The organism is Morganella sp. HMSC11D09, assembly GCF_001807955.1.
In the GTDB taxonomy this organism is placed as follows: Bacteria; Pseudomonadota; Gammaproteobacteria; order Enterobacterales; family Enterobacteriaceae; genus Morganella; species Morganella morganii.
The window spans coordinates 53,177-69,390 of the sequence record NZ_KV791693.1 but is presented as its reverse complement, the minus strand read 5'-3'; the positions used below and the strand labels follow the sequence as shown (position 1 = coordinate 69,390).

The 16,214-nt window shown below is 48.3% G+C and carries 19 protein-coding genes; 10 read left to right on the top strand and 9 right to left on the bottom strand.

Features of this window, described 5'->3' with window-relative positions:
* Nucleotides 1-7: 7 nt before the first annotated feature.
* Genes fliI through fliF form a run of 4 tightly spaced genes read right to left on the bottom strand, consistent with a single transcriptional unit; the run spans nucleotide 8 to nucleotide 4,782 of the window.
* Nucleotides 8-1,372 carry a flagellar protein export ATPase FliI gene (fliI, locus tag HMPREF3119_RS11400; protein WP_004236815.1) on the bottom strand — a complete coding sequence of 455 codons (1,365 nt, stop codon included), beginning with the start codon at nucleotides 1,370-1,372 and terminating at the stop codon, nucleotides 8-10.
* Nucleotides 1,369-2,100, bottom strand: a complete 732-nt coding sequence (fliH, locus tag HMPREF3119_RS11395) for a flagellar assembly protein FliH (RefSeq protein ID WP_036418442.1) — start codon at nucleotides 2,098-2,100, stop codon at nucleotides 1,369-1,371. Before fliH ends, fliI begins: the two co-directional genes overlap by 4 nt.
* Complete coding sequence (gene fliG, locus HMPREF3119_RS11390; RefSeq protein ID WP_004236813.1) at nucleotides 2,093-3,085, bottom strand: flagellar motor switch protein FliG; 993 nt, start codon at nucleotides 3,083-3,085, stop codon at nucleotides 2,093-2,095. The genes fliH and fliG overlap by 8 nt, the downstream gene beginning before the upstream one ends.
* Nucleotides 3,082-4,782 carry a flagellar basal-body MS-ring/collar protein FliF gene (fliF, locus tag HMPREF3119_RS11385; RefSeq protein WP_036418440.1) on the bottom strand — a complete coding sequence of 567 codons (1,701 nt, stop codon included), beginning with the start codon at nucleotides 4,780-4,782 and terminating at the stop codon, nucleotides 3,082-3,084. The genes fliG and fliF overlap by 4 nt, the downstream gene beginning before the upstream one ends.
* Nucleotides 4,783-5,056: 274 nt before the next feature.
* On the opposite strand from fliF, the gene fliE reads away from it, so the two are divergent.
* Together fliE and HMPREF3119_RS11375 are read left to right on the top strand one after the other, a co-directional pair.
* Complete coding sequence (gene fliE, locus HMPREF3119_RS11380; RefSeq protein ID WP_004236811.1) at nucleotides 5,057-5,368, top strand: flagellar hook-basal body complex protein FliE; 312 nt, start codon at nucleotides 5,057-5,059, stop codon at nucleotides 5,366-5,368.
* A 204-nt stretch (nucleotides 5,369-5,572) separates the two neighbouring features.
* Entirely contained in the window at nucleotides 5,573-6,265 is a 693-nt protein-coding gene (locus HMPREF3119_RS11375) for a DUF7424 family protein (RefSeq protein WP_036418438.1), read from the top strand.
* An 85-nt stretch (nucleotides 6,266-6,350) separates the two neighbouring features.
* Here HMPREF3119_RS11375 and HMPREF3119_RS11370 read toward each other — a convergent pair whose 3' ends face one another.
* On the bottom strand, nucleotides 6,351-6,944 hold the full coding sequence (locus tag HMPREF3119_RS11370) for a cytochrome b/b6 domain-containing protein (RefSeq protein WP_070579763.1): 594 nt from the start codon (nucleotides 6,942-6,944) through the stop codon (nucleotides 6,351-6,353).
* Between the two features lie 222 nt (nucleotides 6,945-7,166).
* Between HMPREF3119_RS11370 and HMPREF3119_RS11365 the strand changes: the two genes are divergently transcribed.
* Complete coding sequence (locus HMPREF3119_RS11365; RefSeq protein ID WP_070579761.1) at nucleotides 7,167-7,499, top strand: MliC family protein; 333 nt, start codon at nucleotides 7,167-7,169, stop codon at nucleotides 7,497-7,499.
* A 65-nt stretch (nucleotides 7,500-7,564) separates the two neighbouring features.
* Here the strand turns inward: HMPREF3119_RS11365 and HMPREF3119_RS11360 are convergent, their stop codons facing one another.
* Nucleotides 7,565-8,068, bottom strand: coding sequence for a DUF4377 domain-containing protein (locus HMPREF3119_RS11360; RefSeq protein WP_004240055.1), 504 nt, complete (start codon nucleotides 8,066-8,068; stop codon nucleotides 7,565-7,567).
* 204 nt (nucleotides 8,069-8,272) lie between these two features.
* Between HMPREF3119_RS11360 and HMPREF3119_RS11355 the strand changes: the two genes are divergently transcribed.
* From HMPREF3119_RS11355 to HMPREF3119_RS11345, 3 genes are all read left to right on the top strand, one after another.
* Nucleotides 8,273-8,533 (top strand): hypothetical protein, encoded by a 261-nt coding sequence (locus HMPREF3119_RS11355; RefSeq protein WP_226890186.1) that lies wholly within the window; start codon nucleotides 8,273-8,275, stop codon nucleotides 8,531-8,533.
* Nucleotides 8,534-8,695: 162 nt separating this feature from the next.
* A complete protein-coding gene (crcB, locus tag HMPREF3119_RS11350) occupies nucleotides 8,696-9,076 on the top strand; it encodes a fluoride efflux transporter CrcB (protein WP_004236805.1) in 381 nt (126 codons plus the stop codon).
* Between the two features lie 10 nt (nucleotides 9,077-9,086).
* Nucleotides 9,087-9,485: a CrcB family protein gene (locus HMPREF3119_RS11345; protein WP_004236804.1), complete on the top strand. Its 399-nt coding sequence runs from the start codon at nucleotides 9,087-9,089 to the stop codon at nucleotides 9,483-9,485.
* A gap of 94 nt (nucleotides 9,486-9,579) precedes the next feature.
* Here HMPREF3119_RS11345 and fliT read toward each other — a convergent pair whose 3' ends face one another.
* From fliT to fliD, 3 genes are read right to left on the bottom strand one after another with little or no spacing between them, the layout of a single operon-like run.
* On the bottom strand, nucleotides 9,580-9,969 hold the full coding sequence (gene fliT / locus HMPREF3119_RS11340) for a flagellar protein FliT (protein WP_004240057.1): 390 nt from the start codon (nucleotides 9,967-9,969) through the stop codon (nucleotides 9,580-9,582).
* A complete protein-coding gene (gene fliS / locus HMPREF3119_RS11335) occupies nucleotides 9,959-10,357 on the bottom strand; it encodes a flagellar export chaperone FliS (protein ID WP_004236802.1) in 399 nt (132 codons plus the stop codon). The genes fliT and fliS overlap by 11 nt, the downstream gene beginning before the upstream one ends.
* A gap of 5 nt (nucleotides 10,358-10,362) precedes the next feature.
* The gene (gene fliD / locus HMPREF3119_RS11330; RefSeq protein ID WP_015422629.1) at nucleotides 10,363-11,808 is read right to left on the bottom strand and encodes a flagellar filament capping protein FliD; all 1,446 of its coding nucleotides are present in this window, start codon (nucleotides 11,806-11,808) and stop codon (nucleotides 10,363-10,365) included.
* Between the two features lie 329 nt (nucleotides 11,809-12,137).
* On the opposite strand from fliD, the gene HMPREF3119_RS11325 reads away from it, so the two are divergent.
* From HMPREF3119_RS11325 to fliZ, 4 genes are all read left to right on the top strand, one after another.
* Nucleotides 12,138-13,289, top strand: coding sequence for a FliC/FljB family flagellin (locus HMPREF3119_RS11325; RefSeq protein ID WP_032098787.1), 1,152 nt, complete (start codon nucleotides 12,138-12,140; stop codon nucleotides 13,287-13,289).
* A gap of 230 nt (nucleotides 13,290-13,519) precedes the next feature.
* The gene (locus HMPREF3119_RS11320) at nucleotides 13,520-14,590 is read left to right on the top strand and encodes a FliC/FljB family flagellin (RefSeq protein ID WP_004236796.1); all 1,071 of its coding nucleotides are present in this window, start codon (nucleotides 13,520-13,522) and stop codon (nucleotides 14,588-14,590) included.
* A 323-nt stretch (nucleotides 14,591-14,913) separates the two neighbouring features.
* Nucleotides 14,914-15,636: an RNA polymerase sigma factor FliA gene (locus tag HMPREF3119_RS11315; protein ID WP_004240062.1), complete on the top strand. Its 723-nt coding sequence runs from the start codon at nucleotides 14,914-14,916 to the stop codon at nucleotides 15,634-15,636.
* A gap of 57 nt (nucleotides 15,637-15,693) precedes the next feature.
* A complete protein-coding gene (fliZ, locus tag HMPREF3119_RS11310) occupies nucleotides 15,694-16,206 on the top strand; it encodes a flagella biosynthesis regulatory protein FliZ (RefSeq protein ID WP_070579758.1) in 513 nt (170 codons plus the stop codon).
* Nucleotides 16,207-16,214 lie beyond the last annotated feature (8 nt).

Below are 16,214 nucleotides of genomic sequence, written 5' to 3'. Positions count from 1 at the left end.
GACCTCGTTATGCGTCCGGTATCACCTGACTGAGCTGCTCACAGGCGGCCGGGTAGTCACAGCGCTCATCGATATCCTGCTGCAGAAACTTCGCCATATACGGGAACAGCTGAATGGCCTCATCCAGCATCGGGTCACTGCCTGCCGCGTAGGCACCGACATTAATCAGATCGCGGTTGCGCTGGTAAGCGGAGGTCAGCTGTTTGAAACGCTGAATTTTCCGGTAATGGCTTTTCTCAATCAGCTCGGTCATGGCACGGCTGATGGAGGCTTCGATATCGATAGCAGGGTAGTGTCCGGATTCCGCCAGGGAACGCGAAAGCACGATATGGCCGTCAAGAATGGCCCGTGCGGAGTCAGCGATCGGATCCTGCTGGTCATCCCCTTCGGTCAGTACAGTGTAAAACGCGGTGACAGAACCGCCGTTTTTACCGTTGCCTGCCCGTTCGACCAGTGCCGGTAATTTTGCGAACACCGACGGAGGATAGCCTTTTGTCGCCGGCGGTTCTCCGATGGCGAGCGCAATTTCACGCTGTGCCATACTGTAACGGGTCAGTGAATCCATAATTAACAGCACATTGCGACCCAGATCACGGTAATATTCCGCGATCCGCGTGGCATAGGAGGCACCCTGCATCCGCAGCAGCGGGGAAACGTCCGCCGGTGCCGCGACAACCACCGCACGCTGAAGTCCTTCCGCGCCGAGGATGTTCTCGATAAAATCTTTTACTTCGCGGCCGCGCTCACCAATCAGCCCGACCACAATAATGTCCGCCTGTGTGAAACGCGCCATCATGCCGAGCAGCACACTTTTCCCGACACCGGAACCGGCAAACAGCCCCATACGCTGACCACGTCCGACGGTCAGAAGGGCGTTGATAGCGCGGACACCGACATCCAGCACACTGTTAATCGGCGACCGTTCCAGCGGGTTGATTGGCGGCGTAATCAGCGGGGCGCGGATTTTGGCTTCCAGCGGCCCTTTGCCGTCCAGCGGGTTACCGGAGGCATCAAGGATACGGCCGAGCAGTTCATCACCCAGCGGCAGCTGGCGGCTGGTCTGCCCGCCGCTTCCGGTGGATTGCGCATAGACACGGGCACCCGGCGCGATACCTTCCAGCTCTGCCAGCGGCATCAGCAGCATACGCGGCCCGTTAAAACCGACCACTTCACAGATAACTTCTTCGGTGTTCCCGTTGATCACGCGCTCGATAAAACAGGTGGCGCCGAGCGGCATTTTGATGCCCTCGGCTTCCATCACCAGCCCGGTGATTTTGGTCAGACGTCCGTAATGGCGGGTCATCGCCACGCCGGACATCCGGGATTCAAAACCTTCCAGTGCGCCTATCCAGCGGCCAATCCGCGCGGTCATAACAAGGTCTCCGGCGCGTATAACCGGCACAGCTCCTGCCAGCGGGTGGCGACACTCATATCGATTTCGCCGTCATCCGCCACCACACGGCATCCGCCCGCATGCAGCTGCGGATCCGGTACCAGACGCCAGCCGTTCAGACTGAGCTGGGTACCGATATGCTGCTCGATCATCTCAACATGTGCCGGGTTGACCCGCAGCTCCGGCTGACCGGCAAACAGCGGTTTCTGCTGAAGCAGGCGGCTGATCTCTTCGAGCAGTGCGGTTCCGTCACAGACGGCAGGCTGACCGAGCACCTGGCGGGCGGCGGTCAGGGCAATCTGCAGCAGTTTGGTGGTTACCACGCTGTCAAAACTGTCGAGAGAATAACTGAACTCGGATAACAGTTTCTGCCACGCTTCCGTGACCGGTTGCTGTTCTGCCAGTACCTGCTGACGGCCCTGTTCAGCGCCGTCCTGCAGACCCTGAGTAAATCCGGCATCATAACCGGCTTTCTGTCCCTGCTCATGGCCGGACTGAAAACCGCTGCGCTGCGCCTCTTCTTTCAGATTATCCAGCAGATTGATCTGCTCGAGCACCTCTTTCGGCTCCAGGCAGGGTACTTTGGGTTTTTCCGGTTCCGGCTCATCGGACAGGGCAGGAAGCACAGAGGAATTCAGATCCCACTGATTCAGCTCCCGCGGCTGCCAGCGCTTCCACGGCAGGCCGGTGTTTTCCTTATCAGACATAGACATCGTCACCACCACCAATCACAATTTCGCCGGTTTCCATCAGACGGCGGACAATCAGCAGAATAGATTTCTGTTCATTCTCAACCTGAGACATACGCACCGGTGAACGGGACTCCAGATCATCACGGACAATCTCAGCCGCACGGGTGGACATATTGCGCAGGAAGTGTTCGCGCAGCTCTTCGTTGCAGCCTTTCAGTGCAATAACCAGCGAGTCGTTGGAGACATCCTGAAGGATGCGCTGGATACTGCGGTTGTCCACTTCGATAAGGTTCTCGAACAGGAACATTTCGTCGATAATCCGCTGTGCCAGTTCGCCGTCGTAATCGCGCATTGCCCCGATAACACCTTCTTCCTGCTGACTTTTCATCAGGTTGATGATCTCGGCTGCGGTTCTCACGCCACCCATTTTGCTGCGCTTGAGGTTCTGGCCGTCCAGCAGATTGTTGAGGACTTCGGTCAGTTCCGCCAGTGCCGCCGGCTGCACACCACCAAAGGTGGCGATACGCAGCATGATGTCGTTGCGCTGGCGTTCGTCGAACAGTTCGAGCACATCGGCGGCCAGGTTGCGTTTTAAATGCACCAGGATGGTGGCGATAATCTGCGGATGTTCGTCGCGGATAATATCGGCCACAGTCTGCGGCTCCATATAGTTGAGGCTTTCGATCCCGGACGCACTTTCGTGCTTCTCGAGGATATCTTCCAGCAGGCTGGCGGCGCGGTCTTCACCCAGCGCCTTAACCAGCACGGAACGCAGATAATCATTGGTATTGATGTTCAGCGCCGCATACTGAATCGCCGCTTCCTCAAACTCCGTCAGGACTTCCGCCAGCTCGGCATTGGAGACCTGACGCATGTTGGAGACCGCCATACTCAGCTGCTGGACTTCTTTATTGTTCAGGTGTTTAAAGACCTCGGCGGCCTGGTCCTCACCGAGCGTCATCAGCATGACGGCGCTCTTTTCTGTTCCGCTTAAATTCATTGTGCTTTTCCTAACCACTGACTGATAACCATTGCCACAACCTGAGGATCTTTATCCGCCATCTCACGGATACGCTGACTCTGAATTTCGGCGCTGACACGCTGACGGGTCAGGCGGCGGCGGGTTTTCTCGTCCATATCGTCACTGATAACATCATCAGCCACGAGCGGGGTCTTCATCTGAGTCGCCTTAAACATACGGGCTTCTGCTTCCGCCTGCTGTGCTTTGCGGTAACGCTGCCACTGCGGTCTGATACCTTTGCGCCACAGCAGCCAGCCCACCAGTAACAGCAGCAGGATCTTGCCGTACTCCAGTGCCTGCGCAATGATGACCGGGCTTGTGAAGAGCGACGGCTCTTCAGTTAGCTGACCTTCATCGGTAAAGCGGGAGTTGGTTATGCTCAGGCTGTCACCGCGGCTGACGGAATACCCCATCGCTTCGCGGGTCAGCGATTCAATCTCTTTAATCATTTCCGGCGGCAGCGGCTGCATTTCTTCGGTGCCGTCTTCTTTCTTCTGCGGCAGCCAGTTAATAATTACCGCGACAGAGAGACGGTCAACCACGCCAATCTGGCGCTGGGTATGACTGATTTTGCGATCCACTTCGTAGTTTGTGGTCTCATCACTCTGCGAATTAATGTTGCTGTTACTTTTATTATCGGCAGGAGATGCATTTTTGTTATCTTTTGTATCCGCTTTTGCTGTTTCAACAGGGGCGGAAGGGGCACTGACCGGCTGATTGGATAATGCCCCCGGCACGCCGCCCGGGCCGCCGTTGCTGTTCTGCTGACTCTGGCTGCTCTGACGCGAGCGGACAGCGGCGGAATCCGGCTGCTGGTTTGGTTTGTATTCTTCGGCGGTCTGTTCGACTTTGGAATAATCTACCTGAGCGGTTACCTGCGCCTGTACGTTGGCACGGCCGACCAGCGGGGCAAGCAGGTCTTCAATACGCTGCTTGAGACGTGCTTCGGTTTCCTGGGTCAGACGCATCTGCGACGTGCTGACAGACTGCTGGCTGTTATCATTGTTTGTCAGCAGACGTCCGGTCTGGTCAACAATAATAACGTTGGAGGAGGTTAATCCTGACACACTGCCGGAGACCATATGCACAATTGCGCTGATCTGGCCTTCATCCAGTGCGCGGCCCGGCAGCAATCCGACGGTGACGGAGGCTGTCGGTGATTTCTGCTCGCGGACAAACAGGGTCGGTTTCGGGATCGCCAGATGCACCCGCGCGGTCTGTACCGGGCTGAGTGATTCGATAGTGCGTGACAGTTCCCCTTCGAGGGCGCGCTGGTAATTCACCTGTTCACTGAACTGACTGATACCGAACTGCTCTTTATCCAGCAGTTCAAAACCGGTATTCCCGCCTTTCGGCAGACCGGCCTGAGCCAGTTTAAGACGCAGCTCATGCACTTTATCAGCAGGTACCAGAATGGCACTGCCGTTATCCGCGAGCTGGTAAGGCATATTCATTTGTGTCAGCTGACTGACAATATCGCCGCCGTCTTTGGCACTCAGGTTACTGAGCAGAACGCGGTAATCCGGGCTGCGCATCCAGAGGAACAGCGCAACAATAACGGCGATTGCAGCCGCGCCGGCGACCATCAGCGGAACCTTCGGATCAGCCTTAATACGGTCAATAATCAGGGCGAATCCCTTTTTGGTATCTCCGGTGTCTTGTGGTGCGGCACTCATAAACATTCCCTGCCTTGCAGATTTGACGGGTGAAAATAGTTTTGGCGAAACAACGTAATTTCCCTCTTTGTAACGTCACTTTTTTACGCTGCTATTATTCCCTGCAAATAACAAATCTAATGACAGAATCAGCCTGTGATTTTGGTGTTATTTACGGGCTTCAAGTTAAAAAGGGTGTGTTAGGGTATGCAGGCAATAGGATGTGACCGGTGTCTTTTTCAGCAGAAAATGGCTTCCGCAGTGCACATTTATCCCTGTTAACGGAAGAAAAAACATGACAATTCAGGCAATTGAGGGAGTCGTCTCCCAGCTGAATGTAACAGCAGCACAGGCAGCAAGCCAGACGAAACCGGTCGTTGATGCACCGGGGTTTGGTGATCACCTGATCTCAGCAGTGAATGAGATCAATACCACCCGCGTTAATTCAGCAAAAAAGGTGGAAGATTTCACACTCGGCAAAGCCGATATTTCCCTTAATGATGTTATGGTGGACATGCAGAAAGCGAGCCTGAGCCTGCAAATGGGTATTCAGGTACGTAATAAACTGGTGGCTGCTTATCAGGAAATTATGTCAATGCCGGTGTAAATATTATTATATGAATGCCCGAAGCTGCGGGCTTTCATATTTAAGTATTCTGCCAATACGGGGTTATTTATTAAAAAAATTCCGGTTATATGCTTTTCAATTACCCCGTTTTTATCTGCATTGTCACAAAAACTTCCCGAATCGCTTTAATCTCACTGCATGTGTGTTTAAATAAATGAATCATAAATACATATTGGTGAAAAAATGAAAAAAATTCTTCCTGTACTGATCGCTGTTTTATTTCTGGCAGGGTGTAAAGTGGATGTTGAAACCACGGTAAATACGGATGACCTGGTCTCTCATGAACACAAACTGGTCGCCGGTAATATCAATGTGGAAGTACCGGCCTGTAATGATTTCGAAGATTCACGGAAAGAATCAAAAAGTCTTATCAGAATTAAAGAGCAGATGCCGGCTGTCTTCTCCGGTGCGGAATACAAGGAATGTTATAAAGAGAAATTTAATTCCTATGCCAGTTTTATCGTTCCTGTCGGGGTCGGGTTTATCGCTGATGATATGAAGGCGGTAAATGCCGGGATTTATATTTTTTCAAATGACGAGCTCTATGCCGGTGTGATGATCACGCCGGAAACGATTAAACGTTTGCAGTCGGCCAAAAAGTCTGCTCCCGGTGATCTGAAACTGCAAATGACGCTGGTGCTGGAAAAAGGTAAATTACCGATCCCGAATATTGCGGCGATGAGTGTGTTCATGACCGGTACGGAAGCGAAAAATAAACCGCTGATTGCGAGCCGTGTGGGTATCGTCGGGAAAGAAGTACGCTTTAAGTTATCTGACGTGTCTAATGCGTTACTTGAGAGCGGCAATATTGCACCGGTATTATACAAAGCAGAGATGCTGGAAAAGTTAGTGGCGAATCTGAAGAAAAATGACTAGCTGCTGTTGCCGTAAAAATAATAAGCCCCGGAGGGGCTTATTATTTTACAGCGGTGCTGAGGATACATTATCTCCGGATAGAACATCAACGGGTTTGATTATTATCATAAACTGATTTTTTCCGCAGCCAGACTATAAAATGCAATAACCCCATTGCACCATGACCAATAATATACGCTTCAATCAGTCCCGTCAGCGTTTTGTGCAGGTTACGTATTTCACCGGCATAAGCTGACCCCGCCGCCCATAATATAAGCCAGGCTGTACCGGATAGCACGACCAGTACCAGTGCACCGAGACCCAGCCCCTGAACGCTGGTTGCCAGACCTCCGGGAGCGGATTCCGGTAATTTCCCGTGCAGCAGGGCGCGGCAGTCTGCCGCTATCTGCGAAAAACAGCCGAAAGCCCACGGATAATAGTGCTTTATTCCCCGCTGATGAAAGCAGAGAGCAATAAGCAGGGTACCGGAAACCCAGAATGAAAGACCGGTAATAATATGCAGCCAGGTAAAAAATAAGCGATAGCCGCTTGCGGGAATAACGCCGGTGACGGAAACAGACATCCAGTTGCTGATCAAAATCTGAAGAATAACGGATATAATGATAATGAAATGCAATATCAATACTGCCGGTGACTGATAAATACGCATAAACTGCCGCAGAGATGAGAATATTATCATTGGTATAACTCCGCCTGTAATAAAGATTAAATAATGTCTGCGTAATTATACTGATAATAGCACCGTTCGGCGGAATAGCGATTTAAATATCACCGGGCAACAGCGGAAAAATTAACCGGGAAACGGGATTACAGAGATATCCTATATTGGTTATTGATGGCGGGTGCATAATCAAAGCGCAATAATATTAACGGTTGCATTGCTCGTTTTCAGGAGCATTCGATGCGTAAAATTCTGTCTGTGTCTGCTGTTGCGTTAGTTTCTGCATTACTGGCAAGCCCTGCATTTGCGGCCAAAACGGATACCTATAACTGTGACGGGCAAAAAATTAAAGTTGCTTTCCCGGATGCCAAAACTGCAGTGATGGTATACAGCGATGAAATTATTGTTCTGAAAGCAGCTGTTGCTGCCAGCGGTGCCCGTTATGTCGGCGAAAATTTCCAGCTTTGGTCAAACGGAAAAAATGAACTGAATCTGGCCAGCATCTCAGAGGATGATGCGGTGAAAGGCAAAGTTGCCGAAGATAAAGGCCGTACCTGTAAATTAGTGAAATAACAAAGACAATTTTTGTTATACCGGATACATAAAGAGAGCGGGGTTTCCCGCTCTTTTTGATCTGTTTATTTATGGTTTTTACGGTAGTAAGTCCATTCGTCGACCCGCTCACCGCCCGGTAAATTACAGTAACCGGTCCAGCCGGATGCCGCTTTAACGATTTCTGTTTTACCGCCGGATTGTTCACAATAAACGGATGCCGGGTTTGCCATACCAACGTTTGTACCTTTCGCCGGTACAGGATCCTTACTCAGTACGGAAATTAACTGATAACGGATATTGGGTGCATCCGCAGGCGGATTCGGAACATTCGTTGTTTTAACGGACACCCGGTACTGGTATCCCGGCTCATAAGTAAACCCGTCGATGCTCTGATAGAAAAATTCCCACTCTGCATCAGGGGATTCTTTTATTTTCATGCATTTCATCGGCGCAACACCCACGCAATCGGCGAGTTCAGAGTCAATATATAATGTCCTGGTATTCTCTGCTGCCTGGTCTGTCCGTGCATTCTGACTGCATCCTGCCATTAATAAGAAGAGCGGAGCAATAACATAGGCTGATTTCATCAGTTGTCCTTAATGAGTGTGTTAAAGTAGTGTGTTTTTACTCTGTTTTTGACAGCACAAAAATACTATTAGTTCCGTATCGGCGATTTTTTATCTGTATAAAGAGTACAAATGAAGAGATATAAAACAGTAGTGACAAGCGTGATAATGCTGGCCGGTTTTTATTTCCGTGTGTGGTTGTATACAGCAACCGGGATTACACTGGTGCAACGGATAAATAATAACCTGCGGGAACCGCCGGTTTCTGCTGAATTTTGGGATTCATTATACCTGGCCGGTAAATTCCTGGTGGTCATTCTGCTGCTGGTATTGTCGGGTGATCTGATTCGTTTTTACCGTAATATCCGGCGGCACCCGGTAATAACTGTACCACGGACTCGTTTTTATCTGACGGTTACCGCACTGGCAGGTGGTGTGGCTATTTTCCTGCTGACCGTCAGTTATTGGTATCCGTTCTCCGTATAGTCACAGAATATTACAGGGTATAACCTGTAACCGGACTTCAGATCCGGCATCTTTGTATAAATTCAGCCGGTTTCAATCAGGGAATTGTGAAGTAAAGAAAGAGGATCTACACTATCCGCTGTACGTATTTCTCCTGACGATGCTATTTACAGGTGAGGTTATATGACAGCAATTGATATTTTCTGGGTCGGTATCGGCGGCGGCAGCGGTTCATTACTGCGCTGGTGGGTCGGTAAACTGACAGGCGAACGTTATCACGGCCATTTTCCGCTGGGCACCTTTATTATTAATATCTCGGGTGCTTTCATTATCGGCTTCTTAAGCACGTTATTCGTGATTGACTGGCATGACCGCTTCGGTTCATTCCTGCATGCGGCTGTTCTGACCGGTATTCTCGGCGGTTACACCACCTTCAGCAGTATGCAGCTGGATGCAGCAAAACTGGTGAATTCAAAACAGCGGATGCTGGCTTTCGGTTATTTGCTTATCTCTGTTGTGGCGGGTCTGGCTGCTGCCGCACTGGGTGTCTGGCTGGCGGCATGAGGATAACAATATGAATATGGTGATTCTTATTTTTATTGGCGGGGCATTCGGTGCAATCTGCCGTGAATTACTGATGCTTGGTGTGCCGTCTCTGCATGACGGATTTCCGCTTGATATTCTGGCGGCTAATATTATTGCCTCATTCCTGCTGGGAATAACGGCGGCATTATTACAGCGCAACCGGATTAATCAGTATGTCAATGCGCTGGTGGCAACCGGTATTATGGGCGGATTGTCCACATTCAGCAGCTTTGTGTACGGAACCTTTGAAATAATGTCATCCCCGGCGTTACTGGGTACCGGAATAACTTATTTGCTGGTCAGTGTGATCGGCGGATTTGCAGCTGTCATGGCGGGGTTATATCTGGGAAATTGTGTGAAACCCGGTGTAAAAAATACCGCTGAATAGCAAAACGTTCCGGCCGGGCAGGGAACGACTGTCCGGCCGGAACAGATCAGGCCATTTTTTCATTATTTTAAGACACCGCGCTGATCAAAAAAACTTATTCTACTGGTTTAACATGAATCGAATAATCCGGGTCAGTGAATTGCCCGTAACTTTTATTAATCACCCGTTGTTGGTCAAGCTGTTTTATTTCTTTACTCAGAAAGTTGAGGTGATCCTGCAAATAAATTTTTGTTACCCGTTCATTTTCAATGATAGCCTGCAGTATTTCCACCAGTTCGCCGGTCACCGGCTGTTCTTTTTCCAGTTCATGAGATAACTGTGTCAGGTGTTCAACTGCACAAACATAATCAGTTTCACGGGCAATCAAATCATCCCATTCACTGTTTCTGGCCAGGGTAACGAGTTCTTCACTCAGTGTCAGTACATGTTGATATATATCGTGTAAATTGATGGTCGTTTGAATACTCACCTGATTATCTTTCATCCACATTTGCCCCGATTTGTTGCCATGTTGCCGCGAGATCGGAGAGCAGTTGATAGACCTCTTTTACGTAGGTCACGTTATTTTCGATATTTGCGTTGAGTAACCGCATAATCATATAGTCATACAGAGAGGCCAGATTATGTGCCAGCTCACCGCCGGCATCATAATCCAGAGCCTGTTTCAGACCATTATCAATAATATTAATCGCTTTCGACAGTTCCTTACCTTTGGCGGCAATATCATTTTGCTCCATAAAGATTTCGCTGCGGCGAAGGGCGCTGAGCGCCCCGTTAAACAAAATCCGGATCAACTGATAAGGCGAGGCATTGGTAATTTCACTTTCAAGATTAACTTGCTGATAAGCCTGATTTGCCTTGCGCTGATACATTATTTTTAACCTAACATTCTGCCGAGTGCTTGTGTGGTGCCACTCAGGGAGTTCATCATTTTGTCCAGATTCTGGAACTGACGGCGATACAGATCCATGGTGTTTTCGATCTGTTTATTGGTTTGTTCGATACGTTTATCGATACCTTTTTTCTTTTTCTCCAGACCGTCGGTGGCGTTATGAATCGTACCTTCACGGCTGTCTAATGTCTTTTTCAGATAATTAAAGTTTTCAGTGGCAAAACCGGTCTCTTTTCCGTCCCCCGCAAAGAACTCTTTAACACTGGAACCATTTTCTTTTAATGCTTTATCCAGAACTTTGTCATCAATCTCCAGGGTACCGTCTAACTTTTGCTTGATACCGAGTTTGCTCATGGTGTTGAGTGTACCGTCACCATTCGGTGTTCTGATTTGCCCGCGGATGGTATTCTGGATACCGCGTACCGTGGAATCACCAATCAGCGGACCATTACTTTTATCCGCCGCCTCACCTTTTTCTGTCTTGGTATATTTGGTCAGATCTTTACAGAGTTTCTGATACTCGTTATAAGCATCCACCCACTCTTTAATTTTCTTTTTCGCCGGTTCAATATCAGAAGAAACAACCAGCGGTTCAGTAATTGGTTTTCCGGCACTGTCTTTTTCAGTGGTTTTTTTCAGTGTCAGTGTCAGACCAAAAAAAGCATCTTTGACTTCGTTAGTCTGTGATTCCTGTTCGATACCATTTACAGTGAACAGTGCGTTTTCCGGTGCGGTCGTCTGCTTCATGCCGCCGTTACTGATAAATTTAACGGTACCGTCGGTTTGTTTTTCTGATTTTCCGCCGATGGCTTTATCCAGATCATCATCGCCGGTAACAGAAATACTGATAGCAGAATTGGTCCCCTGGGTTTTACTGATTAACACCAGGTGGTATTCACCCTGTTTATCTTTTACCACACTGGCAGAGACGCCTTTATCCGCTTTATTTATGGCATCAGCGACTTCAATCGGCGATGTTTTATCGCTGCTCAGTTTTATATCAAAATTCTTTTTCGCATCACTGCCGTCACCGATTTTAATGGAAACAGTTCGTTCAGCGTTGCTGTTACCCATTGATGTCTTACCGTCAGCAACACCTTTTCCGGATAAGGTCTGGTTTTTAGCCAGTCGCTCGATGCTGACATCATACTGACCCGGCTGTGCTTTACCTGTGGTGGACACACCAAAGTATTTATTTTCTTCACTGACTTTGGTGGTACTGATATCACCGTATTTTTTCAGTGCTTCAGAGGCGGATTTTAATTTTTCCAGTGAAGACTGTAACTTTCCGAAAGCACTAATCTGTGCTTCACACGCTGTTTTTTGGGCAGTTAACGGCTCCAGACGGCGCATTTCTGCTTTTTCCAGCATGTCCATTTGCTGATTAAGGTCCATATTTGCGCCGACGCCTAACGATGCTATGCCTGCCATGTACTTCTCCTGAATTTGATTGGTTTTACATAGTTATCGGTTGGCAGCGGAAGAATTTTAGCGTTAACGGCAAAAAATGATGGGCAGAGTTGCGCAGGGAAAGCAGGGTTATTGTCACCATTAAGATAAAGAAACAAAAATGAGCGTCGGGGGCAGCAATTTGATTACAAAACTCACAAAATGCGTTATCCGGATAAATGTGCCTGATATTGATAAAATGACGACTTTTTGTCTGTAAATAAAGTGAATTATCGCCCGTTAACAGTATTACTCCGCAGCGACGGCAAAAATAACTCACATTATTTCATACAAAAAAAGGAAATATCGTTATGGCACAAGTTATTAATACCAATGTTCTGTCACTGGTTACCCAGAATAATTTAAATCGTTCTCAGGGCGTGTTAGGAACTGCCATTGAACGTCTTTCTTCCGGCGCCCGTATTAACAGTGCAAAGGATGATGCTGCAGGTCAGGCGATTGCCAACCGCTTTACCGCCAATGTGAAAGGTCTGACCCAGGCATCCCGTAATGCAAGTGACGGTATTTCACTGGCGCAGGTAACGGAAGGTGCTATCAATGAAATCAACGATAACATCCAGCGTATTCGTGAGCTGGGTGTGCAGGCCAAAAACAGCACTAACTCGGCAAGCGATATCAACTCTATAAAAGAAGAAGTTGACCAGCGCCTGGCAGAGATTGACCGTATTTCAGAACAAACGCAGTTCAACGGCATCAAAGTTTTATCCGGCGATAAAAAAATGAGTTTCCAGGTTGGTACCAATGATGGTGAAACAATCGATATTGATCTGAAGAAAGTTGACCGTGAGGCGCTGGGTCTGAAAGGTATGGATTTCTCCACACTGAGTGCCGTGTATCGTCAGGAAGGTGCAACGAAAACTGCAGATGAATTTGACGATGGTGCCTCAACGCCAAATAAAGCAGCATCATTTGAATTCTCAGGTGTGACCTGGTCTACAGCACCGACAGAGCTGAAAGAAGCCAAAGATGAAAACGGCGTTGCAATAAAAGATACCTACCTGGTCACCGGTAAAATAGATGACGGTAAAGGGGGAACGAAAGATGTTACTTATGAAGCAAAAGTAACCGGTGTGGAAAAAGATGCTACCGGTACAGATTATCATGCTAACGTCAGTGTTGATACCAGCCGTGAAATCAAGGTACTGGCAGCAGGTACGAAACCTCCGGCAGATGAAATCCTGAAGACGCTGGATGATGCCCTGGCCAAAGTGGATACTCAGCGCAGCCAGCTGGGTGCATTCCAGAACCGTATGCAGTCCACCATCAATAACCTGAACAACTCTGTTAACAATCTGAGCGCTGCCCGCAGCCGTATTCAGGATGCTGATTTCGCAACTGAAGTGTCTAATATGAGTCGTGGCCAGATTCTGCAGCAGGCGGGAACATCTGTACTGGCGCAGGCAAACCAGGTACCACAGTCAGTACTGAGCTTACTGCGTTAATCATTATTTCATTATAAATCAGGCAATTCCTCTGTGTTATGATTTGGCCGGAACTTCTGTTCCGGCTTTTTTTATGTCTGAGTAAATCATTTCTGCGACAATTTTCTAAAAATATTTACCAAAAAACCTAAAGTGGTCTCTCAGGGTGCCGATAGTGTTATTGCTGGCGAAAATCAGAAAGCCAAACAGATAAACGCTGTTTATTATTTTCAATAACAAGGACATATATCATGGCACAGGTTATCAATACTAACGTTCTGTCTCTGGTTACTCAGAACAACTTAAACCGTTCACAGGGCGTATTAGGCACTGCAATTGAGCGTCTGTCTTCAGGTGCCCGCATCAACAGCGCAAAAGATGACGCTGCAGGCCAGGCAATCGCCAACCGTTTCACCGCTAACGTAAAAGGCCTGGCACAGGCTTCCCGTAACGCTAACGACGGTATCTCTATCGCACAGACCGCTGAAGGTGCTGTTAACGAAATCAACGACAACATCCAGCGCATCCGTGAACTGACTGTTCAGGCGAAAAACGGCACTAACTCCAAGAGCGATATCGGTTCTATCCAGGAAGAAGTGAACGAGCGCCTGTCAGAAATCAAACGTATTTCTGAACAAACTCAGTTCAACGGCATTAAAGTGCTGGAGCAGGGCACTAAAATGAACTTCCAGGTTGGTGCAAACGACGGTGAAGTCATTGAACTGGATATGCAGAAAATTGATCTGGCTAAACTGGGTCTGAAAGATTTCGAACTGCCGACTTATACTGCTCTGAAATCAGATACTAAGCTTGATGCAACAGCAGAAAAAGCAGAGGCTGCTAAAGTAGATGCAACATTTACGACTGTTGATCTGAAAGGCCACGAACTGTTTGAAACAGCAACCGGTACTATCGTTGCTAAGAAAGGTGCGGATTATTTTGAAGTGAAAACCTTCGAAAAAGACGGAACTACAGCGACACAAGGTAACCTGGTCGTTGGTGATAAACTGACTGATATCAAGTCCAAAGCAGATGCTGACAAAGTCAACGATGCAACCACCAAAAAACTGGACGAAGCACTGAAAACTGTTGACTCATACCGTTCAAAACTGGGTGCATTCCAGAACCGTATGCAGTCTACCATCAACAACCTGAACAACTCTGTTAACAACCTGAGCGCAGCACGCAGCCGTATCCAGGACGCTGACTTCGCAACAGAAGTGTCTAACATGAGCCGTGGTCAGATCCTGCAGCAGGCGGGTACCGCTGTTCTGGCACAGGCAAACCAGGTTCCTCAGGGTGTTCTGAGCCTGTTACGTTAATTTACGTAGTTGCTTTAGCGTGTTTAAAAGGTCAGAATATTCTGACCTTTTTTTATAGGTGTTACCCATAACAGAACAAATAATATTCTAACTATTTGTTTTTTTATTCTATTAATGAACGCCTATTTTTCTTTTTGTCATATAAAATAACCGGAATTTTGCAAAATTTATGATAAAAATGAAAGAGAGTATTGCTATTTGTTAATGAGGTGATTTAGGATAAGGCAAATAAGGCGTGATTTACCTCACTACTCACCGGATTGAATTCTTTTCAGGGCACGATAATAAAAGCCTTTCATGAATCTCGAAGGGTGTTTCAGGTTGTGAGTGATTTGTATACCGCCGAAGGTGTTATCAACAAAAATAGCCTGTGGGAGCGTTATTATCCCCTTATCCGGCACGAAGCCCTGAAGTTGCAGGTTAGATTACCGGCAAGCGTTGATATTGACGACTTAATTCAGGCCGGGGGTATCGGCTTGCTGCATGCAGTGGAGCGTTTTGACGCCATGCAGGGTGCCACCTTTGCAACCTATGCGGTACAACGGATCCGCGGGGCAATGCTGGATGAATTGCGGGGAAGAGATTGGGCCCCCCGCAGTGTGCGCCGTCAGGCGCGGGAAATAACCAAAGCCGTGCGTGCGCTCGAACAGTCTCTGGGGCGTGCAGCCGCAGAGCAGGAAATCGCTGATTCGTTACAGATGGATATCGCAGAATACCGTCAGGTCTTAACCGATACCAATAACAGCCAGCTGTTTTCATACGATGAGTGGCACGAAATCCACGGTGAGAGCTGCGAACCCGTCCGTGATGATGATGACGGGGGCAACCCGCTCGGTTTGTTGGTAGACGAGAGTTTGCGTCACCAGGTGGTTGAGGCGATAAAACAACTGCCTGAACGTGAAAAACTGGTTCTGACTCTTTACTATCAGGAAGAGCTGAACCTCAAGGAGATAGGCGCAGTGCTGGAAGTGGGGGAATCCCGCGTCAGCCAGTTACACAGCCAGGCAATCAAAAGGCTGCGGGCGCGCTTAAAATCCATGAAGTAACTTTGACTTTATCTTTGATTTATTTTTATTAGACTAGACTACACAAGGCGCCAGAATATGTCTGTTTCAAAACAAAAGAAACGGCCCGTAAGCCGTTACATTAAAGACTTCAAACACAGTCAGACTCACTGCAGTCATTGTCACAAAACCCTCGATCGCATCTCCCTGGTTTTCAACGGTCAGCTGATCAATAAAGAAGCTATTTCTGAAATGACAGATATGATCGATGACAGCACCTGGATGGGATTACAGGACAAATTTGTGGCACTCTGCCGTTTCTGCAGCGAGATCTACTGCAACAGTGCAACCGATTATTTCGATATCATGGCATTCAAACAGTATCTGTTTGAAGAAACGGAAATGAGCCACAGTACCGTGCGCGAATATGTTGTCCGTCTGCGCCGTCTCGATGAACTGCTGTCCTCCAAAGCCTTCCCGGCCACCACAGAATTCTCCACTGAAATTATCCAGGCTCAGCTGAGTGAAGATTTATCTGACTCCGCCCTGAGCAACTACAACATCGCACTGCGCAAGTACGAACAGTATCTTGACTGGCAGGGCAAACACTGATTTATCAG